This window comes from Cupriavidus sp. H18C2 (genome assembly GCF_049393795.1).
Lineage (GTDB): Bacteria > Pseudomonadota > Gammaproteobacteria > Burkholderiales > Burkholderiaceae > Cupriavidus > Cupriavidus pauculus_C.
Window position 1 is genome coordinate 908,323 of sequence record NZ_CP186010.1, and the last position, 23,251, is coordinate 931,573.

Genomic DNA, 23,251 nt, shown 5'->3' on the forward strand with positions numbered 1-23,251 from the left:
CTTACACTATGCGCCGTTCCCTTCCCCCACGCCACCCACGCCACCCAGAAGAGCGGGGCGGCACCTGCCATGCACGGACGCGACCATCTCGATACCTATTTGCTGCGGGTACTGCACACCCTGCTCACCGAGCAGAGCGTGACCCGCACCGCCGTCCGGCTTGGCCAGTCGCAGCCGGCCATCAGCAATACGCTCAAGCGGCTGCGCGAGATCACCGGCGACGCCATCCTGGTGCGCGGCAAGAGCGGCATGGTGCCGACCGAGCGCGGCCGGGAACTGCTGCTGCTGGCCGAGCAGAGCCTGGCGGCGATGGACCGCATCGCCCGGCCGCCGCAGCAGTTCGACCCGGCCACTACCACGCGCACGTTCCACCTGGGCGCGCCGGACTACCTGGACGCCTTCTTCCTGCCCAACATCGTCGAGCGCGTGCGCCGGCTGGCGCCGGGCGCCAAGCTGTTCGTGCATCCGATGACCCAGTCGACCGACTTTCTGGACGCGCTGGAGCAGGGCCATCTGGATATCGTGGTCGGCAACTGGCTGTCACCGCCCGAGCACCTGCACATCTCGCCGCTGTTCGACGACGAGGTGGTCTGCATGCTCGGCGCCCAGCACCCGCTGGCGCGCCACGGCCTGACGCTGCGCCACTACCTGGAAATGCCGCACCTGGCGCCGGCGCCGTATGCGTCGATGCAGCGCAGCATGATCGACCAGGCGCTGGCCGAGCAGGGCTACAAGCGCAATATCCAGGTCACGCTGCCGTATTTCGGGCTGGTGCCGTACGTGCTGATGAAGACCGACATGGTGTTCACCACGGGCCGCCAGTTTGCCGCCCACTACGCGCAGTACCTGCCGATCCGCATGGTGCCGTCGCCGGTCACGTTCCCGCGCATGCGCTTCTACCAGCTCTGGCACGAGCGCTGCCACGCCGCGCCGGACGTGATGTGGCTGCGCCGGATGATTGCCGAGGTGGCGTCGGACCTGCCGCAGCTACCCCGCCTGGAGTCGGCGCCGGCTACCTGAGGCTGCGCCCGGTATGGCGCATGATCCACTTCGATATCGGCGCCGTCCGGCCCGCGCCCGCACCGGCCGCTGGCGTTACACTCACCGGACGTTGAACGCGCCGTAACGCGAGGGAGCTGCCATGCTGGAAACCGCCGCGCTGGCCGCCGGCATGTCCTGGGCCAGCGGCCTGCGCCTCTACCTGGCCGTGCTGACGGCCGGCGTGCTGGCCCGCCTGGGCTGGCTCGACCTGCCGTCCGGGCTGCAGGTGCTGTCGTCCTGGTGGGTGATCGGGGTGGCCGCCGCGCTGACCATGGCCGAATTCGTGGCCGACAAGGTGCCCGGCTTCGACACCGCCTGGGACGGCATCCAGACCTTCATCCGGATTCCCGCCGGCGCCATCCTGGCGGCCGCCGCCTTTGGCCACATGGACCCCCAGTGGACCGTGGCCGCCGGCCTGATCGGCGGCACGCTGGCCGGCACCGCCCACGCGGCCAAGGCCGGCACGCGGGCGCTGATCAACGTGTCGCCCGAACCTTTCTCGAACTGGGTGGCCTCATTCACCGAGGATGTCGGCACGATGGGCGGCCTGCTGCTGGCGTTCTTCCTGCCGGTCGTGTTCCTGGTGCTGCTGGTACTGTTCCTGATCGTCGCCGCCTGGCTCGTGCCCCGGCTCTGGCGCGGCGCGCGGCGGCTGCACGCCAGCCTGCGCGGCAAGCCCGACCATCCGCCCCATCGTCCCTGATTGCCACCCCCAAACTGCCTGCCAACCCGCCAGCCGGACATGTCGACTGCCTCCCCAACCGAAGCCCACCCCCATCGATTCTCGGCCTGGCGCCAGGCCATGCGCATGGCCCGCCGCGACTGGCTGGCCGGCGAACTGACGCTGCTGCTGTTTGCACTGGTGCTGGCCGTGGCCGCGCTGACCAGCGTGGGCTTTCTGGCCGACCGCATGCGGCTGGGGCTGGAGCGCGACGCGCGGCAGATGATCGCCGCCGATGTGTTGCTGATCTCCGACCAGCCGTTCGATGCCGCCTTTGCCGACCGCGCCCGGCGCGACGGCCTGCAGGTGGCGCAGACGGTGACCTTCCCGAGCATGGCCACGGCGCGTGCCCAGGGCGCCCCGGCGCAGGGCGACGCGCCGAGCCAGCTGGCCGCGCTGAAGGCCGCCTCTGACGGCTACCCGCTGCGCGGCCGGCTCAAGGTGGCGCAGGCGCCCGGCGGGCCCGAAGCCAACGCCGAGGGCATCCCGGCGCCCGGCACGGTCTGGGTGGACGAGGCGCTGCTGATCGCGCTGGGCCTGCGCGTCGGCGACGGCCTGCAACTGGGCAGCAAGACGTTCCGCATCGACCGGATCATCACGCAGGAACTCGATCGCGGCGCCGGCTTCATGAACTTCGCGCCGCGCGTGCTGCTGCCGATGGCCGACCTGGAGGCCACCAGGCTGATCGGCTGGGGCAGCCGCGTGACCTACCGCCTGCTGGTGGCCGGCCCCGACGCGCCCGGCGAGGCGTACCGCAAGTGGGCAACGGCCGAGATCGAGCGGCGCCACCTGCGCAATACGCGCGTGGAATCGCTGGAATCGGGCCAGCCGCAGATGCGCGCCACGCTGGACCGGGCCGAGCGATTCCTGTCGCTGGTGGCGGTGCTGTCGTCGATGATCGCCGCGGTGGCCATTGCCATGTCCGCGCGGCGCTACATGCAGCGCCACACCGACGCCACGGCGGTCTACAAGTGCCTGGGGCTGTCGCGCGGGCAGATCCTGGCCGCGTTCGGCATCGAGTTCGTGATGCTGGGGCTGGCCGGCGCGCTGGTGGGCGTGGCGCTGGGCTACGCGGCGCACTACGGGCTGCTGGCGTCGCTGGGCGGCATCCTGCAGGTGTCGCTGCCGCATCCGTCGGCCGTGCCGGCGCTGGTGGGCGTGGCGGCCGGGCTGGTGCTGCTGGTGGGCTTTGCGCTGCCCCCGCTGCTGGCGCTGACGCGGATCGCGCCGCTGCGCGTGCTGCGGCGGGACATCGGGCTGCCGCCGGTATCGGCCTGGACGGCCTACGCGCTGGGCCTGGGCGCGTTCGTGGCGCTGCTGATGGTGGCCGCGCGCGACCTGAAGCTGGGCCTGACCACGGCGGGCGGCTTCGTGGGCGCCGGCGTGGTGTTCGCGCTGCTGGCGCTGGCGTTGCTGATGGCGCTGTCGCGCACCATGCGCGGCCGCGCGCGGGGCAGCGTGGGCTGGCGCTTTGCGCTGGCGGTGCTGGAACGGCGCCGCGGCGTGACCGTGCTGCAGACCGTGGCACTGGCCGTGGGGCTGATGGCGCTGCTGCTGCTGGGCATGACGCGCAATGACCTGATCGATTCCTGGCGCAACGCCACGCCGGCCGACGCGCCCAACCGGTTCATCATCAACATCCAGCCCGACCAGCGCGAGCCGCTGCGCCAGATGCTGGCCCGGAGCGGGGTCGACGACCTGCTGTTCCCGATGGTGCGCGGCCGGCTGATCCAGATCGGCGACCGGCCGGTGCAGGCCACCGACTACCCCGATGGCCGCGCTCGCAACCTGGTCGAGCGCGAGTTCAACCTGTCGTACATGGATACGGTGCCGGACGGCAACGAGGTGGTGGCCGGCAAGTGGGACGGCGGCGCGTCGGTGGAGGAGGGCATCGCCAAGACCCTGCATATCCGGCTGGGCGATACGCTGCGCTTCGACGTGGCCGGGCAGATCGTCGAGGCGCCGGTGACGTCGCTGCGCAAGCTCGAATGGGGCTCGATGCGTGTCAACTTCTTCGTCATCCTGCCCGTGGCCAAGATGCAGGGGCTGCCGGAGACGTACATCACGTCGTTCCACCTGCCGCCCGAGCAGGCGGCGCTCGGCAACCGGCTGACGGCCACGTTCCCGAACATCACCGTGGTCAATACCGACCTGATCCTGCGCCAGATCCAGAACGTGCTGGACCAGGTGATTGCCGCCGTGGAGTTCCTGTTCGTCTTCACGCTGCTGGCCGGCGTGACCGTGCTGTACGCGGCGCTGTCCGGCGCGCGCGACGAGCGCAAGCGCGACGCGGGCCTGCTCAAGGCGCTGGGCGCCCCGGCGGCGCTGGTCCGGCAGACGCAGTACGCCGAGTTCCTGGTGGTGGGCGGGCTGGCCGGCTTCCTGGCCAGCCTGGGCGCCATTGCCGTGGGCTGGGGGCTGTCGCAGTTCGTGTTCGACTTTCCGTACCGCTTCAACGGCTGGATCGTGCCGGTGGGCGTGGTTTCTGGCATGCTGTGCGCTTTTGCCGGCGGCTGGCTGGGCCTGCGCGAAGTGCTGCGGCAGCCGGCGCTGGCCACGCTGCGGGATGTGAACTGAAGATGGTGACGAATATCGAAGAGCCCGGCGAGAAGCGCGAGGAGATCACCGCCTACGAGCTGATCGGCGGCGAGGCGCGCGTGCGCGAGCTGGTCGACCGTTTCTACGACCTGATGGACCTGGAGGCCGAGTTTGCGGGGCTGCGCGCGCTGCACCCGGCATCGCTGGACGGCTCGCGCGACAAGCTGTTCTGGTTCCTCTGCGGCTGGCTGGGCGGCCCGAACTACTTTATCGAGCGCTTTGGCCACCCGCGCCTGCGCGCCCGCCACCTGCCGTTCGAGATCGGCACCAGCGAGCGCGACCAGTGGATGCGCTGCATGGCGCTGGCGATGCAGGACGTGGGCCTGCCCGAGGACGTGCAGATGCGCCTGATGCAGGCGCTGTTCCAGACCGCCGACTGGATGCGCAATGTCCAGCGCTGACCCCCGCGACACCGTGCCCCCCGCCGCGCGCGCGGTGCTCGACTTCTGGTTCGGGCTGCCGGGATCGCCCGCGTGGAATACGTCGCGGCGCGAGTGGTTCACCAAGTCCGACGCCTTCGACGCCGACATCCGCGAGCGTTTCCTGCCGGCCTGGCAGGCCGCCCACGACGGCACGGCGGACGACTGGTCGGTCACCCCGGCCGGCGCCTGCGCGCGCGTGGTGCTGCTGGACCAGTTCCCGCGCAACATGTTCCGCGGCGACGCCCGCAGCTTTGCCACCGACGGCCAGGCGCTGGCGCTGGCCCGGCGCATGCTGGCCGACGGCTGGGACCGCCAGCTCCCCACGCCGTGGCATCGGATGTTCTGCTACCTGCCATTCGAACACGCCGAGTCGCTGGCCGAGCAGGACGTCTCCGTGCGCGCGTTCGAAGCGCTGCGCGACGAGACCGGCGGCCAGGTCGACGTGGTCGAGTGGGCGATCAAGCACCGCGATATCGTCGCGCGCTTCGGCCGGTTCCCGCATCGCAACGCCGTGCTGGGCCGCGCCGGCACCGCCGAGGAACTGGCCTTCCTGGAGCAGCCGGGATCGCGGTTCTAGCCGCCGGGCACGGCCGGGCGACCGTCCTTTGCCGTGCACGCCGCCCGGCGGGGGCGGGCCGCCCGGTGTGCTTATAATCCCAATCCTGCCGATCGAAAGTCTTTCCGATATCCCATGGAAGCCAAACCGCAAGCCGGTCCGCGCCGTACCCGAGACCGCATCCTCGATGTGTCGCTGCGCCTGTTCAACGAGCTGGGCGAGCCGAACGTCACCACGACGACCATCGCGGAGGCCATGGAAATCAGCCCTGGCAACCTCTACTACCACTTCCGCAACAAGGACGACATCATCAATTCCATCTTCGTGCGCTTCGAGCAGGAGATGGAGCGCCGCCTGAAGATGCCGGAGGACCACAAGGCCACGCTGGGCGAGAGCTGGGGCTACCTGCAGTACATGTCGGAGTTCCTGTGGAACTACCGCTTCCTGTACCGCGACATCAACGACCTGCTGGCGCGCAACCGGATGCTGGAGACCAACTTCAAGCGCATCGTCGACCAGAAGAAGCGCTTTGCGATGGAGATCTGCCGCCAGTTCCAGGAGGACGGCGACATGGAGGCCACGCCCGAGCAGGTGGACGCGGTCTGCACCAACATCGTCGTGATCGCTACCTACTGGCTGTCGTTCCAGTTCGTGCAGCACCCGCGCCAGTACAACGATCCCGAGCAGATCCGCGGCTACCTGCACGGGTCCAGCTATCACATTTTCTCGATCCTGGCGCCGTACCTGCGCGGCAAGGCGCGCGAGGCGTTCGACCAGCTGGCGCGCGAGTACGCGGCCCAGAAGGCCGCCGCCGACGCCGCCCGCGCCGAAAAGGAGCGCAAGTGAAATCGGTCTGCGTCTATTGCGGGTCCAGCCCCGGCTTCCGGCCCGAGTATGCGGCGATGGCGCAGGCGCTGGGCCAGGCCATGGCCGAACGCGGTCTGGCGCTGGTCTACGGCGGTGGCAAGGTGGGGCTGATGGGTGTCGTGGCGGACAGCGTGATGGCTGCGGGCGGCAAGGCCATCGGCATCATTCCGGACGCGCTGATGCAGAAGGAAGTGGGCCATCGCGGCCTGACCGAGCTCCACGTCGTGCGCAACATGCACGAGCGCAAGCAGATGATGGCGGACCGCGCCGACGCGTTCATCGCCATGCCCGGCGGCGTGGGGACCTTCGAGGAACTGTTCGAGACGTTCACATGGGCCCAGCTTGGCTACCACGACAAGCCCGTGGGGCTGCTGAACGTGGCGGGCTTCTACGACGGCATGCTCGCGTTCCTGAACCACGCCGTGGGCGAGGGCTTTCTGAAGCAGGCGCACGCCGACATGCTCCACGTCTCGACGTCGCCCGCCGACCTGCTCGCCCAACTGGCCGCCGCACCGCGCGTGCGTGTGGACAAGTGGCAGGCCGGGCGGGAGAAGACCTGAACGTTTGACTTGGCCGAAGGTTTTCTCCCTTCTCCCGCCGGCGGGAGAGGGGAGCACCCCAGCCGTTCCCTTATCCCCACCACCCCCCGATCCACCGCACCACCGGCGGGCCGCCGATGGCGATCCATGTGCCGCCGCACAGGATCAGCGCCAGCATCACGGCGGCGCTGCCGAAGTCCTTGGCGCGCTTGGACAGGCTGTGGCGTTCCAGCGAGATCCGGTCGATCGCCGCCTCGACGCTCGAATTGAGCAGCTCCACGATCAGCACCAGCAGCAGCGTGCCCAGCAGCAGCACGCGTTCCACGATCGTCACCGGCAGCAGGAACGCGCACGGCGTGAGGATGACCACCAGCGTCAGTTCCTGGCGGAACGCGCTCTCTTCGAGCACCGCGTAGCGCAGCCCCGACAGCGAATTGATGGCCGCGTGCCAAGCGCGCGTCAGCCCGCGGTTGCCCTTGTGGGGATTGTTGGCGATCGAGTATTCGGATTCCACTTCAGCCGCCACCCGGGTGGCGGTCGGCCGGTGCAGCGACGGATCGGGCGGTAGCGTGGGTTGGGGCTTGGCCATGATCGGGTGCGACGGTAGATGCCGGGTTGTCGGATCCGCCCGCCGCGCCAGGCAGCGGACGCAGATGCGCAAGGAACTGTTCGGAAGCGGCGCGCCACGAGAACTTCTCGGCGTGCTGGCGCGCGGTGGCGCGGTCGATGCGCAGCGCTTCCAGGCAGGCTTCGCGCAGGTCTTCGTGCATCACGCCGGCCGGGCTGTCGCCTAGTACGTCGATCGGACCCGTCACCGGATACGCCGCCACGGGCAGGCCGCTGGCCAGCGCTTCCAGCAGGACCAGGCCGAACGTGTCGGTCTTGCTCGGAAACACGAAAACGTCTGCCGAAGCATACACCTTTGCCAGATCTGGCTGTTTCAGCACGCCCAGGTAGTTGGCCGTCGGATAGCGCTGCTTGAGCCCGGCCAGCGCCGGGCCGTCGCCCACGATCCATTTTGAGCCGGGCAGGTCAAGCTGCAGGAACGCCTCGACGTTCTTTTCCACGGCCACGCGGCCCACGTACAGGAAGATCGGATGGGCGGTGTTTAAAACGTTGGCCCGCTGCGCGGTAAAGACGTCCAGGTCCACGCCGCGCGTCCAGAGCACGCCGTGCGTGATGCCGTAGTCCTGCAGGTCCTTGAGCACGACCGGCGTCGGGGCCATCACGGCGCGCGCCGGGCCGTGGAACCAGCGCAGGAAGCGGTAGGTCCAGGCCAGCGGAATACCGAAGCGGGCCTGCACGTACTCCGGAAACCGCGTGTGGTAGGCCGTGGTGAACGGCAGGCGGTGGCGGATGGCATAGGCGCGCGCGGCCAGGCCCAGCGGGCCTTCGGTGGCGATGTGCAGGGCCTCCGGGCGGAAACCGTCGATGCGCCGGCGTACCTTGGCCGACGGCAGGATCGACAGGCGGATCTCGGGATAGGTCGGGCACGGCACCGTGCGGAATTCCAGCGGCGTGAGCAGATCCACCGTGTGACCCATGGCTTCGAGCTCGCGGCGGGTCGACTTCAGCGTGCGTACCACGCCGTTGACCTGCGGTTCCCATGCGTCGGTAACGATCATGACTCTCATTGAAGCTCCTTGGGGCGGCAGTGCCGTAGTGGTATGGCGGTCCGGGCCGGCAGCCGGCGCGGAGAAGGGGCGGGCCCAACGCGGGGCCGGGCCGCGGCCGGCCGCGCCCCGGGGGCCGGCTCGGTCGGGTCAGGCGGCGATTTCGGCCGTGCGGCGGCGCCGGCGGGTGGCCGGGACGGGCGGGTCGATCAGCGTCGTCCAGTAGACGATCTTCAGCTCGCCCTCCATCGTCTCCACCAGCGCCGACAGGCTTTCGACCCAGTCGCCGTCGTTGCAGTAGAGCTGGCCGTCCACCTCGCGGATCTCGGCCTTGTGGATGTGGCCGCAGACCACGCCGTCGCAGCCACGGCGGCGCGCCTCGTCGACCATGGCGTGCTCGAACGAGTTGATGTAGCTGACCGCGTTCTTGACCTGGTGCTTCAGGTACTGCGACAGCGACCAGTAGTCGAAGCCCAACCGGGCGCGGATGCGGTTGAAATGCCGGTTCAGCGCCAGGATCATCGTGTAGGCCGAGTCGCCCAGGTAGGCCAGCCATTTCGCATGCTGGACCACGCCGTCGAACAGGTCGCCATGCACCACCCAGAGCCGCTTGCCGGTGGCGGTCACGTGCACGGCGTCCTCGCGCACGGTCACGTCGCCGAAGGCCAGGCCGTCGAACTGGCGCGCGCCTTCGTCGTGGTTGCCGGGGATGTAGATCACCTCGGTGCCCTTGCGCGCCTTGCGCAGCAGCTTCTGCACCACGTCGTTGTGGCTCTGCGGCCAGTACCAGCCGCGGCGGAGCTGCCAGCCGTCGATGATGTCGCCGACCAGGTAGAGCACGTCGGAATCGTTGTGCTTCAGGAAGTCGAGCAGGTAGGTGGCCTGGCAGCCCGGCGTGCCCAGGTGGATGTCGGACAGCCAGATCGCCCGGTAGCGGTGCGCGGACGGTTCGGCGGGGACGGCGGGACGGGTGCCGGCATCGGCGGCGTCGCGCAGGGGCGCGTGGCGGGCGGCGGACAGATCGGCGGGCGGGGGCATGAAGGCCGCAAACGCGGCGGTCATGGAAAGCGTGGTGTCAGGCTTGCCGCGCAGGCGCTGCGCGACCCTCGACAGACGTCCGCGTGCAAATCGGATGGCTTGAACCATGGCGGCCCCGGTATCGGCGATGGCTGCATTGGGCCAGCGCCGCATGACGGAGCCGTGACGGAAACATGAATGTCACATGAAGCTTGCGCGCCACTGGCGGCGGGTTAGCGCAGCGGGGCGGGCGTGGCCGCTGCCGGCGTCCGGCGCAGCATCGCCAGCGCCTCCAGCGTGGCCGCCACGGCGCGCGGGTCGCGCAGCAGCGAGACATGGCCGATGCCATCCAGCGCGATGTGGCCGGCACCATCCAGGCACGCCGTGCCGGGCGGCCCGGCAATCGAGTCATGCCAGCTGAAGACCGAGACGATGCGCGCGCGCATCTGCGGCGTTTCGAGCCCGGCCAGCGCCGCCAGCCACGGACTGCGCCACCGCATCTGCCGGGCATTGCGCCCGCCGCCGAACCGCGCCAGCGCGCAGCCATGGTGCGGGCTGCCAAGCGTGACGATGCCCGCGCAGGGCGGCGGCTCCGCCGCGCGGGCGGCCAGCACCTGCGCGGCGCGCGCGGCGAGCCCGCCCATGCTGTGGCAGACCAGCAGCGGCGCGCGGCCGGTGCGCGCCTGGATATCGCGCATCCGGGCCAGCAACTGCGGCGCGTAGTCGTCGATGTCGCCCAGCACCGGCATCAGGTCGAGCGCTTCGCACCGATAGCCGGCGTCCGCCAGCGCTGGCGCCATGTCGAGCCAGATCGCGTGGTTGCAGCCGTAGCCATGGACCAGCAGGACAGGCGGGGCATCGGCCAGCGGCTGCGCCGGCGCGGCGAACCGCAGCCGCGAGCGGAACGGCTGCAGCCAGTTGAACATCCGGAACACGGCGCGGTATTCGGCCAGAAAGCCACGCAGGGCGGCGCCGACACCGAGTGGGCGGGGCGAGGGGACATCGGCAGGTACAGACGGGCGGTCGTGGCGCGGCACGCCGACCCCGGCCAGCGTGGCGCCAAAGGCCATCGCGATGCTGATGCCGAAGCCGACCAGCACGGCAGCCAGTCCACCGGCCAGCGCGGCGGCCCATGACCAGCCGTGCGCCAGCGCCAGCCATGCCGCCACCGCTGCGACAGAAGACGCCTGCACGACCACGGCCACGCGCCGCAGGGCGGCCGCCGACAGGCTCATGGGCGCGGCGGGCGCAGGTCGGTCAGCCGGGTGCCGGCCAGGCGGTCATGCAGGAACTGGCGGCGCGGATCCAGCCACGCCAGCGACATCCAGAGCAGCAGCGCGATCGCCAGCACGCCCAGGAACGGCCACCGCGTCAGCCCCATCGCATGACCCACGGCGGCGGCAGGCGGCAGCCAGAGCCACGCCAGCACATAGCGCAGCACCGCCTGTGGCCAGCGTGGCGGTTGCCCGGCCGCGTTGACCAGCCGGATGCGCCAGGTCTGCATCGCCAGCGTCTGCCCGGTGCGCTGCCAGAACCACGTGAAATAGATACCCAGCACGACAAACATCCACGCCTGGTCGGCATAGGGATGATCGAGCCCGACCTTGCGCAGCAGCGGCCGCGCCAGCACGTGCACCGCACTGGCCGCCATCAGCACGCCAAACAGCAACACGCCTTCGTACAACATGCAGAGCAGGCGGCGCCGCAGCGTGGGCGCGGCAGCAGGAACGGCAGCAGACAGATCGGAAGCGGCGGGCGTGGCGGCAGACATGGCGCGGGGCTGGTCGGGGGAGCGGCCATTATGCCAAATGCCCGGCACATGGTCGCCGGGTTTGCCGCGCCGGGCACGCCGGCCATCGGGCCGGGGCTCGTCCTGTTACCGCTGCGTCTCCGACGGATTGAAATCCGTGGCTGCTTCGCCCGTGACGGGCGGGGACAGTGTGGCGGGGGCCGGTGTGGCGGCGGCCGCGGGCGAGGCGGCCGGGGCGGAGGCGATCGGCGCCGGGGTGGCGGCGGAGGCGCCGGCGATGGCCTGGGTGGCGGGCGAGGACGCCGGCGTGGCATCCGGGGCGCTGGCCGGGTGCTTGCCCGAGTGATGGATCTGGCGGCTGGTATCGGCCGGCGGGCGCTTGCCCGACGGCAGGGCGCTCACGGCGCCGGGGCGGCGGACTTTCTCGGCGGCGGCCAGCTTTTTCTTCTGCTCTTCAGGCAGTTGCTGGTAGCGGTCCCACGCCTCGGCCTTCTTCTCGGGTGGCAGCTGGCGCGTGATCTGGTAGTTCTCGCGCGCCAGGCGGCGCTGCTGGGGCGTCATCTTGACCCACTCGGCCATGCGCTCCTGCAGCCGCTGCTGTTCCTCGGGCTTGAGCTTCGGATACAGATCGGCGATGCGCTGCCACTTGCGGCGGTTCAGTTCCGGGATCGTGTCCCACAGCGGCTGCAGCGGCGCCAGGATCTGGCGATGCGTGGCCGACAGCTCGTTCCACATCGGCCGGGCGTTGATGATCGGCCGGGCGGCTGCCTGGCTGGCGGCATCGTGCTGGCCTTGCGCGAGCGCCTCATGGGCCACGGTGCCGAACAAAAGTGCAGCAAAGGTTGCGCCGGCGGCGCAGGAAGCGGCCAGCCGGCGACGGATCACGTCGGTACGGGAAGATGCGCGCGCCATGCTAGGGATTGTCGCGGTCGCGCTTCAGGAACACGTGGAAGCCCTGGTCGGCGTAGGCCGTGGGCGGCAGGTCGTCCAGCAGCATCGCGGCGTCCACGTCGGCCAGTTCCTCGACGCGCTTCTGCTGCTGCCAGTGGTAGATGCCGACCAGTCCCGTGACCAGCGCGACGAGCGTCCAGACCAGCGCCAGCTTGCGCAGCCACGCACCGGCGCGGTGCAGCGGCGTGTCGTCCGCGTCGTCGAGGTCGTGGCCGTACCCGCCCGGTGCGCCCGGCATCGCCAGGCGCGGGACGTGAGCGGTTGCTTCGGCTTTCTTCGCGGCCAGCGCCATGCGGCGCGCGGCGGCCAGCCGTTCGGCGATGTCGCGCGGCAACGCGTCGGCCGAGGCATCGAGTGCCACGCGGACCTCGCGTGCAAAGCGCCGTTCCTGGATTTCTCGTTCGTTTCTGCTCATAGTCGGACCCCCCGCGCGCGCAAGGCTTGCGCCAGCGTATGCGTGGCACGGGAACAGTGCGTCTTGACGCTGCCTTCCGAACAGCCCATCACGGCTGCCGTTTCGGCCACGTCCATATCTTCCCAGTAACGCATCAGGAAAGCCTGGCGTTGACGCGTGGGCAGGCGCTGGATTTCCTGTTCGATGATCGCCATGACCTGGGCGCGCTCCACCTTGTCGGCGCTGCTTTCGGCCATTTCGGTGCCCGATTCGGCCTCCAGCGTGTCCAGCAGGTCGCTGTCGTCGCCGTCGCGCTCGTCGCGCAGGTTCGAGAACAGCGTCACCCAGGTGTTGCGCACCTTCTGGCGGCGGAACCAGTCGTGGATCGTATTCTGCAGGATGCGCTGGAACAGCGGCGGCAATTCCGTCGGGCCCTTGTCGCCGTACTTTTCCGCCAGCTTGATCATGGCGTCCTGCACGATGTCCAGCGCCGCTTCGTCGTCACGGACGGCGAAAACGGCCTGCTTGAAGGCGCGGCGTTCGACGCTGGCGAGAAAGTCTGAGAGTTCCTTGTCGGTGGCCATGCAGGCAAAAACAGCGTATGGGCGTGGTGGGGCAGGCCAAATGTGCCGCCTCAGTCCTGCGGCAGCCGGGAAATGTCTGCGATGCTAGCAAAAAACGGCCGCTTCCTGCCACTCCTGTATGCAAATGCAGACATGGGCCCGGGCCGCCGCCCCGGCGTTGTAGCGCCGCTGCCCCCACAGGGTGCGGCCGTGCAAAAAGTTCCGGCGATTCATTTACCGCACTGGTGCATTGCAGTATCATCGGCGGTTCACGACATCAGTGGTTGTCTCATCAGACCGCTTATGAGGCGGTCTCCTCATGCAGACGCGCACCGCTTGAACCCGAGCCACAAGCCCGGCAGAGAGCATCCAAACAATTTTTTGCCGAAAATTGCAAAGGACTGAAATGAACATGCCCAGCGCGGAATTCTCCCACGCAGACAGCAATTCATCCTCCGCTCGCGAAATGATCGGAGCGGAAATCCTCGTCAATGCACTTGCCGAAGAAGGCGTCGAGTACGTCTGGGGCTACCCCGGCGGCGCAGTGCTCTATATCTACGACGAGCTCCACAAGCAAAAGAAATTCGAACACATCCTGGTGCGCCACGAGCAGGCCGCCGTGCATGCCGCCGATGGCTATGCCCGCGCGACCGGCAAGGTCGGCGTCGCCCTGGTGACCTCGGGCCCCGGCGTGACCAATGCCGTGACCGGCATCGCCACGGCCTACCTGGACTCGATCCCGATGGTGGTGATCACCGGCAACGTGCCGACCCACGCCATTGGCCAGGACGCATTCCAGGAGTGCGATACCGTCGGCATCACGCGCCCCATCGTCAAGCACAACTTCCTGGTGAAGGACGTGCGCGACCTGGCCGCGACGATCAAGAAGGCGTTCTTCATCGCCGCCACGGGGCGTCCCGGCCCGGTGGTGGTGGACATCCCGAAGGACGTGTCGCGCAATGCCTGCCGCTTCGAGTACCCGAAGGCGGTGGACATGCGGTCGTACAACCCGGTCAACAAGGGCCACTCGGGCCAGATCCGCAAGGCCGTGGCGCTGTTGCAGGGCGCCGAGCGCCCGTACATCTACTCGGGCGGCGGCGTGGTGCTGGCCAATGCCAGCGACGAGCTGCGCGAGCTGGCGGCGCTGACCGGCCACCCGGTGACCAACACGCTGATGGGCCTGGGCGCGTTCCCGGGCACGCACAAGCAGTTCGTCGGCATGCTCGGCATGCACGGCACGTATGAAGCCAACATGGCCATGCAGAACTGCGACGTGCTGATCGCCATCGGCGCCCGCTTCGACGACCGCGTGATCGGCAACCCGGCGCACTTCACGGCCCAGGCGCGCAAGATCATCCACATCGACATCGACCCGTCGTCGATCTCGAAGCGCGTCAAGGTGGACATTCCCATCGTCGGCAACGTCAAGGATGTGCTGCAGGAACTGATCGCCCAGATCAAGGCCAGCGACGTCAAGCCCAAGCGCGAGGCGCTGGCGAAGTGGTGGGACCAGATCGAGCAATGGCGCTCGGTGGACTGCCTGAAGTACGACCGCAACTCCGAGATCATCAAGCCGCAGTACGTGGTGGAAAAGATCTGGGAACTGACCAAGGGCGACGCGTTCGTCTGCTCCGACGTCGGCCAGCACCAGATGTGGGCCGCGCAGTTCTACAAGTTCGACGAGCCGCGCCGCTGGATCAACTCCGGCGGCCTGGGCACGATGGGCGTGGGCCTGCCGTACGCGATGGGCATCAAGAAGGCGTTCCCGGACAAGGAAGTCGTCACGATCACGGGCGAAGGCTCGATCCAGATGTGCATCCAGGAGCTGTCGACCTGCCTGCAGTACGACACCCCGGTCAAGATCTGCTCGCTGAACAACGGCTACCTGGGCATGGTGCGCCAGTGGCAGGAGATCGAGTACGACAACCGCTACTCGCACTCCTACATGACCGCGCTGCCCGACTTCGTGAAGCTGGCGGAGTCGTATGGCCACGTGGGCATGCGCGTCGAGAAGACGTCCGACGTCGAGCCGGCGCTGCGCGAGGCGTTCCGCCTGAAGGACCGTACCGTGTTCCTGGACTTCCAGACTGACCCCACGGAAAACGTGTGGCCGATGGTGCAGGCCGGCAAGGGCATCTCCGAAATGCTGCTCGGCGTGGAGGACCTGTAATGCGTCATATCATCTCGGTCCTGCTGGAAAACGAACCTGGCGCGCTGTCGCGCGTGGTGGGCCTGTTCTCGGCCCGTGGCTACAACATCGAGACGCTCACGGTGGCCCCCACCGAGGATGCGTCGCTGTCGCGGATGACCATCGTCACCACCGGCTCGGACGACGTGATCGAACAGATCACGAAGCACCTGAACCGGCTGGTGGAGGTGGTCAAGGTGGTGGACCTGACCGAAGGCGCGCACATCGAGCGCGAGCTGATGCTGGTCAAGGTCCGCGCGGTCGGCAAGGAGCGCGAGGAAATGAAGCGCACGGCCGACATCTTTCGTGGCCGCATCATCGACGTGACCGAAAAGACGTACACCATCGAGCTGACCGGCAACGGCGGCAAGCTGGATGCGTTCCTCGATGCCATCGACCGCACCGCGATCCTGGAAACCGTCCGCACGGGCGGCTCCGGCATCGGCCGCGGCGAGCGCATCCTGAAGGTCTGACCGGCGCCCCCGGCAACAGAGCACGGCCACAAGCCGACAGCAGTATCCCGAAGCAGCGCGGCGCCCGCACGCACCCGTGGGTCGCTGCGCCGCCACCCCAAATACGAAGATCTGAGAAATTGAAGGAACCATCATGAAAGTGTTTTACGACAAGGACGCCGACCTCTCCCTCATCAAGGGCAAGAATGTCACCATCATCGGTTACGGCTCGCAAGGCCACGCCCACGCGCTGAACCTGAAGGATTCGGGCGTGAACGTGACGGTGGGCCTGCGCAAGAGCGGCGCGTCGTGGAACAAGGCCGTCAACGCCGGCCTGCAGGTCAAGGAAGTGGCGGAGTCCGTGAAGGGCGCCGACGTGGTCATGATCCTGCTGCCGGACGAGCAGATCGCCGACGTGTACAAGAACGAAGTGCACGCCAACATCAAGGAAGGCGCCGCGCTGGCCTTTGCCCACGGCTTCAACGTGCACTACGGCGCCGTGATCCCGCGTGCCGACCTGGACGTGATCATGATCGCCCCGAAGGCCCCGGGCCACACCGTGCGCTCGACGTACTCGCAGGGCGGCGGCGTGCCGCACCTCATCGCCGTGCACCAGAACAAGTCCGGCGCCGCCCGTGACATCGCCCTGTCGTACGCCACCGCCAACGGCGGCGGCCGCGCCGGCATCATCGAGACCAACTTCCGCGAGGAAACCGAGACCGACCTGTTCGGCGAGCAGGCCGTGCTGTGCGGCGGTACCGTCGAGCTGATCAAGGCCGGCTTCGAGACGCTGGTGGAAGCCGGCTACGCGCCGGAAATGGCCTACTTCGAGTGCCTGCACGAACTGAAGCTGATCGTCGACCTGATCTATGAAGGCGGCATCGCCAACATGAACTACTCGATCTCGAACAACGCCGAGTATGGCGAATACGTCACCGGCCCGCGCGTCGTGACGGAAGAGACGAAGAAGGCCATGAAGCAATGCCTGACCGACATCCAGACCGGCGAGTACGCCAAGAGCTTCCTGCTGGAGAACAAGGCCGGCGCCCCGACGCTGATCTCGCGCCGCCGCCTGACGGCCGAGCACCAGATCGAGGAAGTGGGTGCGAAGCTGCGCGCGATGATGCCGTGGATCGCCAAGAACAAGCTGGTCGACCAGTCGAAGAACTAAGCAGTACGGGCAGCGGCGGCGCGCCTGGCCAACCGGCCGGGCCTGCCGCGATTGCCACGGCCGCCCAGTCGGCCGCCGGTCTTATGCAATGCACGGGACATTTCGGCGGCGACTGGGCGGCTTTTTGTTATCCTTGTCGGACTTTTTCAGGCGCAGGCCTGATTTTTTCTTATATTTCGCTTCGACGGCCCCGCATGGCCTGCATGTGCAGCATCGTGCGCCGGGTTTGTCGACCTTACGCGACCAACAGAACAACGCTTGCATGAACTATCCTCATCCGCTGATCGCCCGTGAAGGCTGGCCGTTCCTGGCCGGCGCTTTCATCATCTCGCTGCTGGTGCATGTCAGCGCGGGTTTCTGGTGGGCGTTGCCGCTGTGGATCATCACGATTTTCGTGCTGCAGTTCTTCCGCGACCCGCCGCGCCCGATCCCGGCGGCGCCCAACGCCATCCTGGCGCCCGCCGACGGCCGCATCGTCGTGGTCGAGAAGACGCAGGACCCCTATGCCGGCCGCGAGGCGCTCAAGATCAGCGTGTTCATGAACGTGTTCAACGTGCACTCGAACCGCTCGTCGCTGGACGGCAAGGTAGAGAAGCTCGAATACTTCCCGGGCAAGTTCGTCAACGCGGACCTGGACAAGGCGTCGCTGGAGAACGAACGCAACGCCGTGGTGGTCCGCCGCGCGGCCGATGGCCAGCTGGTGACGCTGGTGCAGGTGGCCGGCCTGGTGGCGCGCCGCATTCTCTGCTACACCAAGGTGGGCGACACGCTGTCGCGCGGCCAGCGCTACGGTTTCATCCGCTTCGGCTCGCGCGTGGACGTGTACCTGCCCGTGGATGCCCGTCCGCGCGTGACGATCGGCGAGAAGGTGTCGGCCTCGTCGACCGTGCTCGCCGAGCTGGACGTGCAGCCCTGACGCCGGACCGGTCAGCGACAGGAGACCTGGCATGGGTGCCTTCAACCGACGCAACAAGCGCGTGAGCAGCGGCAATGTGACGCATCTGCGCCCGTTCCGCCACAACCAGCTTCGCAACGACGCCGGCTACGACGATGCCGACGAGCACGACATCGAGTACGTGCGTCCGCGCCGCCGCGGCATTTACCTGCTGCCGAACGCGTTCACCACGGCGGCACTGTTCGCGGGCTTTTTCGCGATCGTGCAGGCCATGAACATGCGCTTCGACGTGGCGGCCATCGCCATCTTCGCGGCCATGGTGCTCGATGGCATGGACGGCCGCGTGGCCCGCATCACCAACACCCAGAGCGCCTTCGGCGAGCAGTACGATTCGCTCTCGGACATGACGTCGTTCGGCGTGGCGCCGGCGCTGGTCATGTACGAGTGGATCCTGCACGACCTGGGCAAATGGGGCTGGATCGCGGCGTTCGTCTACTGCACGTGCGCGGCCCTGCGGCTGGCGCGCTTCAACGCCAACATCGGCGTGATCGACAAGCGGTTCTTCCAGGGCCTGCCGAGCCCGGCCGCGGCCGCGCTGGTGGCCGGCTTTGTCTGGCTGGCCATCGACAACAAGCTGCCGGTCAAGGAGTTGTGGATGCCGTGGGTGGCGTTCGCGATCACGCTCTATGCGGGGCTGTCGATGGTGTCCAACGCACCGTTCTACAGCGGCAAGGCGCTCGATGTGCGCTACCGGGTGCCGTTCGGCATGATGGTGCTGGTCCTGGTGCTGTTCGTCATCGTGTCGTCCGATCCGCCCGTGGCGCTGTTCGGGCTGTTCGTCGCCTATGCGATCTCCGGCTACGTGCTGTGGGCCTGGCGGTCCATCCACGGGCAGCGGGGCAGCGTCGGCAAGTCGCGGCCAGCCGGTGGCGGCAGCGGCGATGGCAACGGCCATTGATCTCGTCTTGTGGAAGGGCGCCCTCGTGGCGCCCTTTGTTTTGCGCGCGTTGTAGTCCGTTACACCCACCCCAAGGAGAATGACATGGGCATGTTCGACTTCATCAAGGAAGCGGGAGAGAAGCTGTTCGGCAAGGGCGAGGCCAAGGCGGCCCAGGATGCGGCCACGGCCAATCCCGGCGCGGCCGACAAGGCCGAGGCGGCCAACCGGGCGGCCGGCGACGCGATCGAGGCGTACATCGCCCAGATGGGGCTCTCCGCCACCGGGCTGACGGTGACGGTGGATGGCTCGCAGGGCAAGGTGACCGTGTTCGGCGTGGCCCCGGACCAGGCCACGCGCGAGAAGATCATCCTGTGCTGCGGCAACGTCGAGGGCGTGGCGTCGGTGGAGGACAAGATGTCGGTCAACGTGGAGACCGACGCGTCGCAGTGGCATACCGTGGTCAAAGGCGACACGCTGTGGGCGATTTCCCAGGCGGCGTACGGCAATGGCGCCGAGTACAACAAGATCTTCGAGGCCAACAAGCCGATGCTGACGCACCCGGACAAGATCTACCCGGGTCAGAAGCTGCGCATCCCGCCGAAATAACCGGGTTGCCGCCGGTTGCGCGCCGCTGGCAAACCGGCTATAGTCGCCGACATGATTTCGCGCCAGATCCTAATCGCCCGCACCACCCTAGGTGGCCTACTAGGCCATCGGGTCGGGACGCGCGCGCGCTAAAGGGATCGACGGTTCGCCCCTAGCGCGGAAATCACAAGGATTTTTCAACGCCCCGGCCTGCATCCATGCACGCCGGGGCGTTTTGCATTCCGATCCGAATGCCCGGCGTGGTGAAGGCGGGCCAGCGGTACAGCACATAAGGCACAGCCCAGGAGCTCCACAAATGTCTGACAAACTCATCATTTTCGACACCACCTTGCGCGACGGCGAGCAGTCGCCCGGTGCGTCCATGACCCGCGAAGAGAAGATTCGCATCGCGCGTCAGCTGGAACGCCTGAAGGTCGATGTGATCGAGGCCGGCTTTGCGGCCAGCTCCAACGGCGATTTCGAGGCCATCCGCTCGATCGCCCAGGTCGTCAAGGATTCGACGATCTGCTCGCTGGCCCGCGCCAACGACAAGGACATCGCCCGCGCCGCCGAGGCCCTGAAGCCGGCCAACTCGTTCCGGATCCATACGTTCATCGCCACCTCGGCGCTGCACATGGAGAAGAAGCTCCGCATGACGCCGGACCAGGTCTACGAACAGGCCCGCCTGGCCGTGCGCTTTGCGCGGCAGTTCACCGACGACATCGAATTTTCGCCAGAAGACGGCAGCCGTTCGGACATGGACTTCCTGTGCCGCGTGCTGGAAGGCGTGATTGCCGAAGGCGCGACGACGATCAACCTGCCGGACACCGTCGGCTACGCCGTGCCGGAAGGCTATGCCGAGCTGATCCGCTCGGTGCGCGAGCGCATTCCGAACTCGGACAAGGCCGTCTGGTCCGTCCACTGCCATAACGACCTGGGCATGGCCGTGGCGAACTCGCTGGCCGCCGTGAAGCTGGGTGGCGCGCGCCAGATCGAATGCACGATCAACGGCCTGGGCGAGCGGGCCGGCAACACGAGCCTGGAAGAGGTGGTGATGGCCGTGAAGACGCGCCGCGACTACTTCAACATGGACGTCGGCATCGACACCACGCAGATCGTGCCGGCCTCGAAGCTCGTGTCGCAGGTGACCGGCTTCGTGGTGCAGCCGAACAAGGCCGTGGTGGGCGCCAACGCCTTCGCGCATGCCTCGGGCATCCACCAGGACGGCGTGCTCAAGGCGCGCGACACCTACGAGATCATGCGTGCGGAAGACGTGGGCTGGACGGCCAACAAGATCGTGCTGGGCAAGCTCTCGGGCCGCAACGCGTTCAAGCAGCGCCTGCAGGAGCTGGGCATCGAGCTGGAGAGCGAGGCCGAGATCAACGCCGCGTTCGCCCGCTTCAAGGAGCTGGCCGACCAGAAGGCCGAGATCTTCGACGAGGACATCATGGCCATCGTGTCCGACGAGGAGCAGGAGCACGCCAACGAACACTACCGCTTCGTGTCGCTGTCGCAGCGTTCGGAAACCGGCGAGCGCCCGCACGCCCGCGTGGTGTTCAACGCCGATGGCACCGAGCAGGTGGGCGAGGCCGAGGGCAATGGCCCGGTCGACGCCACGCTCCATGCCATCGAGGGCCGCGTGTCGAGCGGCGCCGAACTGGTGCTGTACTCGGTCAACGCGATCACGGCCGGCACCCAGGCCCAGGGCGAAGTGACCGTGCGGCTGTCGAAGGCCGGCCGCATCGTCAACGGTGTGGGCACCGACCCGGACATCGTGGCCGCCTCGGCCAAGGCCTACCTGGCCGCGCTGAACAAGCTGCACGACAAGGCCGTGCAGAAGATCAATCCGCAGATCTGACCCTTACCTGACCTGAATCCTGCGATGCGACGGCCGGCGCCCACGAAGCGCCAGCCGTCATGGACCGCCCGGCCCGTTGCGTATCCCGCATGGCCGGGCGGTTTGTCGTTTACCGCCGGTCGGGACGGTCGCGCAGCGGGTCGGGCGTGATCAGCGTCCGGCGCAGCACGCCGGCATCGTCGAACATGAAGTTGAACATCGAGTACCACTGGTCCTCGTGCAGGAAGCGGTAGCTCCAGGCTTCCTGGCGCAGGCGGGGGTAGTACTCGATGGGCTCGCGCGGTGCGCCGAAATGTTCGAGCACGTCCTTCTTGGTCCAGACGTTGACCTGCGACTTGTACAGCTCGGTCGTGGTCAGCATCTGGCGGAAATTGGTCAGGCGGCCGTCGCGGTCGAAATCGGCGGCGTAGGAATATTCGCCCAGCGGCTGCTTGGAATAGAACCAGCGCGTGGTGCCGTCGTCCAGCCGGTAGACGTCGGTGGGCCTGCCGAAGGTGGCCTCCACGGCGCTCTGCGGCTGGCCCACCAGCTTCAGGCCGGTGCTGACCGGCGCCAGCGCCGGGCCCAGGCTGGCACAGCCGGCGAGCGCGGCGGCGGCCAGCAGCGCCGCGGCCATCCAGCGGCCGGCACGGTATTTCGGGGAAAGCATCATTTTCTCGGTGAACGGCAGCGAAAGTGCGTTGATCGCCAGTGTAGCGGTGGCCGGCGGTCTGTGTGTACCATCGCGGCTTTCGCAGCGACTGGAATGACTGGAGTGGCAATGGGTGGGATCCGAATGCACCGCGTGCGGCGCTGGCTGGCTGTCGCGCTGTGCTGCGCGGCGACGGGCGCCATGGCGCAGCAGCCGTCGGGCGCGCCGATCCGGCTGGGCATGATCGACGGGCTGTCCGGTCCGTTCGCCAACGCGGGCGAGGCCGTGGTGCGCAACCTGCGGATCGCGGTGGAGCGGGTCAACGCGCGCGGCGGCGTCAAGCTGCCGGATGGCGCGCATCCGCTGGAACTGGTGACGTTCGACAGCAAGGGCAACGTCGACGAAAGCCTGATCCAGTTCCGCAGCGTGGTGGACAAGCGCATCCCGTTCGTCCTGCAGGGCAACAGCTCGGCCGTGGCCAGCGCGCTGGTGGCGGCGATCAACCGCCAGAACCAGCGCCAGCCGGACGCCCGCGTGCTGTTCCTGAACTACTCGGCCGTCGATCCGACGCTGACCAACGAGAATTGTAGTTTCTGGCATTTCCGGTTCGACGCCAGCGCCGACATGCGGATGCAGGCGCTGACCGAGGCCATCCGCGCCGAGCACGGCGTGCGCAAGGTCTACCTGATCGACCAGGACTACAGCTTCGGCCACCAGGTGGCGCGTTCGGCACGCGAGATGCTGGCGGCCAAGCGGCCGGACATCCAGATCGTCGGCGACGAATTCCATCCGATCGGCAAGATCAAGGATTTCGCGCCCTATGTGGCCAAGATCAAGGCCAGCGGCGCCGACGCCGTGGTCACGGGCAACTGGGGCAACGACCTGACGCTGATGGTCAAGGCGGCCCGCGAGGGCGGCCTGAAGGCCCGGTTCTATACGTTCTACGGCAACGGCCTGGGCGCCCCGGCGGCGATGGGCGATGCCGGCGTGGGCCGGGTGCTGGCCGTGGCCGAATGGCACCCGAACGTGGGCGGCGCGGCGTCCGACGCGTTCTACCAGGCGTTTCGCACGCGCTACCCCGATCCGCGCGACGACTACGTGCACCTGCGCATGCAGATGATGGTCGAGATGCTGGCGCGCGCCATCGAGCAGGCGGGATCCACCGAGGCTGCCGCCGTGGCCTACGCGCTGGAGGACATGCGGTTCACCAACGGCTTCCACGAGGCCACGGTGCGCGCCGACGACCACCAGGTCCTGCAGCCGCTGTACGTGTCGGTGATGGCCCGGCAGGGCGGGGAGGTGCGCTTCGACAACGAAGGGTCGGGCTACGGGTTCCGCACCGTGAAGAAGCTCAAGACCGCCCAGACCACGCTGCCCACCACGTGCCGGATGGAGCGCCCGCCGCGCAATTGAGCGCGGCCGGCGCGCGGATTTCGCCGCGGGAAGGAATTCGGCTATAATGCGCGGCTGTCGTCCGTTGGCCCCCGGCCATGGGCGGC

The 23,251-nt window shown here is 68.1% G+C and carries 24 protein-coding genes; 15 read left to right on the plus strand and 9 right to left on the minus strand.

Features of this window, described 5'->3' with window-relative positions:
* Positions 1-69: 69 nt before the first annotated feature.
* The 7 genes from EPAKOI_RS04340 (at position 70) to EPAKOI_RS04370 (ending at position 6,765) form a co-directional block, all read left to right on the plus strand.
* Complete coding sequence (locus EPAKOI_RS04340) at positions 70-1,020, plus strand: LysR substrate-binding domain-containing protein (protein ID WP_124684898.1); 951 nt, start codon at positions 70-72, stop codon at positions 1,018-1,020.
* Between the two features lie 121 nt (positions 1,021-1,141).
* Positions 1,142-1,744, plus strand: a complete 603-nt coding sequence (locus EPAKOI_RS04345; protein ID WP_313835766.1) for a DUF4126 domain-containing protein — start codon at positions 1,142-1,144, stop codon at positions 1,742-1,744.
* Between the two features lie 39 nt (positions 1,745-1,783).
* Positions 1,784-4,339: an ABC transporter permease gene (locus tag EPAKOI_RS04350; RefSeq protein WP_423193063.1), complete on the plus strand. Its 2,556-nt coding sequence runs from the start codon at positions 1,784-1,786 to the stop codon at positions 4,337-4,339.
* 2 nt (positions 4,340-4,341) lie between these two features.
* Complete coding sequence (locus EPAKOI_RS04355; protein ID WP_423193064.1) at positions 4,342-4,761, plus strand: group II truncated hemoglobin; 420 nt, start codon at positions 4,342-4,344, stop codon at positions 4,759-4,761.
* On the plus strand, positions 4,748-5,359 hold the full coding sequence (locus tag EPAKOI_RS04360) for a DUF924 family protein (RefSeq protein WP_423193065.1): 612 nt from the start codon (positions 4,748-4,750) through the stop codon (positions 5,357-5,359). Before EPAKOI_RS04355 ends, EPAKOI_RS04360 begins: the two co-directional genes overlap by 14 nt.
* A gap of 114 nt (positions 5,360-5,473) precedes the next feature.
* On the plus strand, positions 5,474-6,184 hold the full coding sequence (locus EPAKOI_RS04365; protein WP_313835770.1) for a TetR/AcrR family transcriptional regulator: 711 nt from the start codon (positions 5,474-5,476) through the stop codon (positions 6,182-6,184).
* Positions 6,181-6,765 (plus strand): TIGR00730 family Rossman fold protein, encoded by a 585-nt coding sequence (locus EPAKOI_RS04370; protein ID WP_124684892.1) that lies wholly within the window; start codon positions 6,181-6,183, stop codon positions 6,763-6,765. The genes EPAKOI_RS04365 and EPAKOI_RS04370 overlap by 4 nt, the downstream gene beginning before the upstream one ends.
* A gap of 70 nt (positions 6,766-6,835) precedes the next feature.
* Here EPAKOI_RS04370 and EPAKOI_RS04375 read toward each other — a convergent pair whose 3' ends face one another.
* From EPAKOI_RS04375 to EPAKOI_RS04410, 8 genes are all read right to left on the minus strand, one after another.
* The gene (locus tag EPAKOI_RS04375) at positions 6,836-7,333 is read right to left on the minus strand and encodes a diacylglycerol kinase (protein WP_124684891.1); all 498 of its coding nucleotides are present in this window, start codon (positions 7,331-7,333) and stop codon (positions 6,836-6,838) included.
* The gene (locus tag EPAKOI_RS04380) at positions 7,260-8,378 is read right to left on the minus strand and encodes a glycosyltransferase family 4 protein (RefSeq protein ID WP_124684890.1); all 1,119 of its coding nucleotides are present in this window, start codon (positions 8,376-8,378) and stop codon (positions 7,260-7,262) included. The genes EPAKOI_RS04375 and EPAKOI_RS04380 overlap by 74 nt, the downstream gene beginning before the upstream one ends.
* Positions 8,379-8,507: 129 nt before the next feature.
* Positions 8,508-9,503 carry a UDP-2,3-diacylglucosamine diphosphatase gene (locus tag EPAKOI_RS04385; RefSeq protein ID WP_313835775.1) on the minus strand — a complete coding sequence of 332 codons (996 nt, stop codon included), beginning with the start codon at positions 9,501-9,503 and terminating at the stop codon, positions 8,508-8,510.
* 104 nt (positions 9,504-9,607) lie between these two features.
* The gene (locus EPAKOI_RS04390) at positions 9,608-10,609 is read right to left on the minus strand and encodes an esterase/lipase family protein (RefSeq protein WP_423193066.1); all 1,002 of its coding nucleotides are present in this window, start codon (positions 10,607-10,609) and stop codon (positions 9,608-9,610) included.
* A complete protein-coding gene (locus EPAKOI_RS04395; RefSeq protein ID WP_124684887.1) occupies positions 10,606-11,145 on the minus strand; it encodes an RDD family protein in 540 nt (179 codons plus the stop codon). The genes EPAKOI_RS04390 and EPAKOI_RS04395 overlap by 4 nt, the downstream gene beginning before the upstream one ends.
* A gap of 105 nt (positions 11,146-11,250) precedes the next feature.
* Positions 11,251-12,036, minus strand: a complete 786-nt coding sequence (locus EPAKOI_RS04400) for a DUF3106 domain-containing protein (protein WP_423193067.1) — start codon at positions 12,034-12,036, stop codon at positions 11,251-11,253.
* A 1-nt stretch (position 12,037) separates the two neighbouring features.
* Positions 12,038-12,490: a DUF3619 family protein gene (locus tag EPAKOI_RS04405; RefSeq protein ID WP_313835780.1), complete on the minus strand. Its 453-nt coding sequence runs from the start codon at positions 12,488-12,490 to the stop codon at positions 12,038-12,040.
* Positions 12,487-13,053, minus strand: a complete 567-nt coding sequence (locus EPAKOI_RS04410; RefSeq protein WP_124684884.1) for an RNA polymerase sigma factor — start codon at positions 13,051-13,053, stop codon at positions 12,487-12,489. Before EPAKOI_RS04410 ends, EPAKOI_RS04405 begins: the two co-directional genes overlap by 4 nt.
* 385 nt (positions 13,054-13,438) lie before the next feature.
* Between EPAKOI_RS04410 and EPAKOI_RS04415 the strand changes: the two genes are divergently transcribed.
* The 7 genes from EPAKOI_RS04415 (at position 13,439) to EPAKOI_RS04445 (ending at position 21,121) form a co-directional block, all read left to right on the plus strand.
* On the plus strand, positions 13,439-15,202 hold the full coding sequence (locus tag EPAKOI_RS04415) for an acetolactate synthase 3 catalytic subunit (RefSeq protein ID WP_124684883.1): 1,764 nt from the start codon (positions 13,439-13,441) through the stop codon (positions 15,200-15,202).
* Positions 15,202-15,693, plus strand: a complete 492-nt coding sequence (ilvN, locus tag EPAKOI_RS04420) for an acetolactate synthase small subunit (protein WP_008643328.1) — start codon at positions 15,202-15,204, stop codon at positions 15,691-15,693. Before EPAKOI_RS04415 ends, ilvN begins: the two co-directional genes overlap by 1 nt.
* 133 nt (positions 15,694-15,826) lie before the next feature.
* Complete coding sequence (ilvC, locus tag EPAKOI_RS04425; protein ID WP_124684882.1) at positions 15,827-16,843, plus strand: ketol-acid reductoisomerase; 1,017 nt, start codon at positions 15,827-15,829, stop codon at positions 16,841-16,843.
* Positions 16,844-17,105: 262 nt separating this feature from the next.
* Positions 17,106-17,759 (plus strand): phosphatidylserine decarboxylase, encoded by a 654-nt coding sequence (locus EPAKOI_RS04430; RefSeq protein WP_423193068.1) that lies wholly within the window; start codon positions 17,106-17,108, stop codon positions 17,757-17,759.
* 31 nt (positions 17,760-17,790) lie between these two features.
* On the plus strand, positions 17,791-18,696 hold the full coding sequence (gene pssA, locus EPAKOI_RS04435) for a CDP-diacylglycerol--serine O-phosphatidyltransferase (protein WP_124684880.1): 906 nt from the start codon (positions 17,791-17,793) through the stop codon (positions 18,694-18,696).
* 84 nt (positions 18,697-18,780) lie between these two features.
* Positions 18,781-19,284: a peptidoglycan-binding protein LysM gene (gene lysM, locus EPAKOI_RS04440; protein ID WP_313835786.1), complete on the plus strand. Its 504-nt coding sequence runs from the start codon at positions 18,781-18,783 to the stop codon at positions 19,282-19,284.
* Positions 19,285-19,579: 295 nt separating this feature from the next.
* Positions 19,580-21,121, plus strand: coding sequence for a 2-isopropylmalate synthase (locus EPAKOI_RS04445; protein WP_124684878.1), 1,542 nt, complete (start codon positions 19,580-19,582; stop codon positions 21,119-21,121).
* Positions 21,122-21,230: 109 nt separating this feature from the next.
* Here EPAKOI_RS04445 and EPAKOI_RS04450 read toward each other — a convergent pair whose 3' ends face one another.
* Complete coding sequence (locus EPAKOI_RS04450; protein ID WP_423193069.1) at positions 21,231-21,773, minus strand: hypothetical protein; 543 nt, start codon at positions 21,771-21,773, stop codon at positions 21,231-21,233.
* Positions 21,774-21,881: 108 nt separating this feature from the next.
* On the opposite strand from EPAKOI_RS04450, the gene EPAKOI_RS04455 reads away from it, so the two are divergent.
* Complete coding sequence (locus tag EPAKOI_RS04455; protein WP_423193070.1) at positions 21,882-23,165, plus strand: branched-chain amino acid ABC transporter substrate-binding protein; 1,284 nt, start codon at positions 21,882-21,884, stop codon at positions 23,163-23,165.
* Positions 23,166-23,251: the final 86 nt, after the last annotated feature.

Excerpts from the sequence above, each read along its gene's own strand:
- EPAKOI_RS04340 (WP_124684898.1), top strand. The coding sequence starts at position 70 with ATGCACGGACGCGACCATCTCGATACCTATTTGCTGCGGGTACTGCAC.
- EPAKOI_RS04345 (WP_313835766.1), top strand. The coding sequence starts at position 1,142 with ATGCTGGAAACCGCCGCGCTGGCCGCCGGCATGTCCTGGGCCAGCGGC.
- EPAKOI_RS04350 (WP_423193063.1), top strand. The coding sequence starts at position 1,784 with ATGTCGACTGCCTCCCCAACCGAAGCCCACCCCCATCGATTCTCGGCC.
- EPAKOI_RS04355 (WP_423193064.1), top strand. The coding sequence starts at position 4,342 with ATGGTGACGAATATCGAAGAGCCCGGCGAGAAGCGCGAGGAGATCACC.
- EPAKOI_RS04360 (WP_423193065.1), top strand. The coding sequence starts at position 4,748 with ATGTCCAGCGCTGACCCCCGCGACACCGTGCCCCCCGCCGCGCGCGCG.
- EPAKOI_RS04365 (WP_313835770.1), top strand. The coding sequence starts at position 5,474 with ATGGAAGCCAAACCGCAAGCCGGTCCGCGCCGTACCCGAGACCGCATC.
- EPAKOI_RS04375 (WP_124684891.1), bottom strand. The coding sequence starts at position 7,333 with ATGGCCAAGCCCCAACCCACGCTACCGCCCGATCCGTCGCTGCACCGG.
- EPAKOI_RS04380 (WP_124684890.1), bottom strand. The coding sequence starts at position 8,378 with ATGAGAGTCATGATCGTTACCGACGCATGGGAACCGCAGGTCAACGGC.
- EPAKOI_RS04385 (WP_313835775.1), bottom strand. The coding sequence starts at position 9,503 with ATGGTTCAAGCCATCCGATTTGCACGCGGACGTCTGTCGAGGGTCGCG.
- EPAKOI_RS04390 (WP_423193066.1), bottom strand. The coding sequence starts at position 10,609 with ATGAGCCTGTCGGCGGCCGCCCTGCGGCGCGTGGCCGTGGTCGTGCAG.
- EPAKOI_RS04395 (WP_124684887.1), bottom strand. The coding sequence starts at position 11,145 with ATGTCTGCCGCCACGCCCGCCGCTTCCGATCTGTCTGCTGCCGTTCCT.
- EPAKOI_RS04400 (WP_423193067.1), bottom strand. The coding sequence starts at position 12,036 with ATGGCGCGCGCATCTTCCCGTACCGACGTGATCCGTCGCCGGCTGGCC.
- EPAKOI_RS04405 (WP_313835780.1), bottom strand. The coding sequence starts at position 12,490 with ATGAGCAGAAACGAACGAGAAATCCAGGAACGGCGCTTTGCACGCGAG.
- EPAKOI_RS04410 (WP_124684884.1), bottom strand. The coding sequence starts at position 13,053 with ATGGCCACCGACAAGGAACTCTCAGACTTTCTCGCCAGCGTCGAACGC.
- EPAKOI_RS04415 (WP_124684883.1), top strand. The coding sequence starts at position 13,439 with ATGAACATGCCCAGCGCGGAATTCTCCCACGCAGACAGCAATTCATCC.
- ilvN (WP_008643328.1), top strand. The coding sequence starts at position 15,202 with ATGCGTCATATCATCTCGGTCCTGCTGGAAAACGAACCTGGCGCGCTG.
- ilvC (WP_124684882.1), top strand. The coding sequence starts at position 15,827 with ATGAAAGTGTTTTACGACAAGGACGCCGACCTCTCCCTCATCAAGGGC.
- EPAKOI_RS04430 (WP_423193068.1), top strand. The coding sequence starts at position 17,106 with ATGAACTATCCTCATCCGCTGATCGCCCGTGAAGGCTGGCCGTTCCTG.
- pssA (WP_124684880.1), top strand. The coding sequence starts at position 17,791 with ATGGGTGCCTTCAACCGACGCAACAAGCGCGTGAGCAGCGGCAATGTG.
- lysM (WP_313835786.1), top strand. The coding sequence starts at position 18,781 with ATGGGCATGTTCGACTTCATCAAGGAAGCGGGAGAGAAGCTGTTCGGC.
- EPAKOI_RS04445 (WP_124684878.1), top strand. The coding sequence starts at position 19,580 with ATGTCTGACAAACTCATCATTTTCGACACCACCTTGCGCGACGGCGAG.
- EPAKOI_RS04450 (WP_423193069.1), bottom strand. The coding sequence starts at position 21,773 with ATGATGCTTTCCCCGAAATACCGTGCCGGCCGCTGGATGGCCGCGGCG.
- EPAKOI_RS04455 (WP_423193070.1), top strand. The coding sequence starts at position 21,882 with ATGGGTGGGATCCGAATGCACCGCGTGCGGCGCTGGCTGGCTGTCGCG.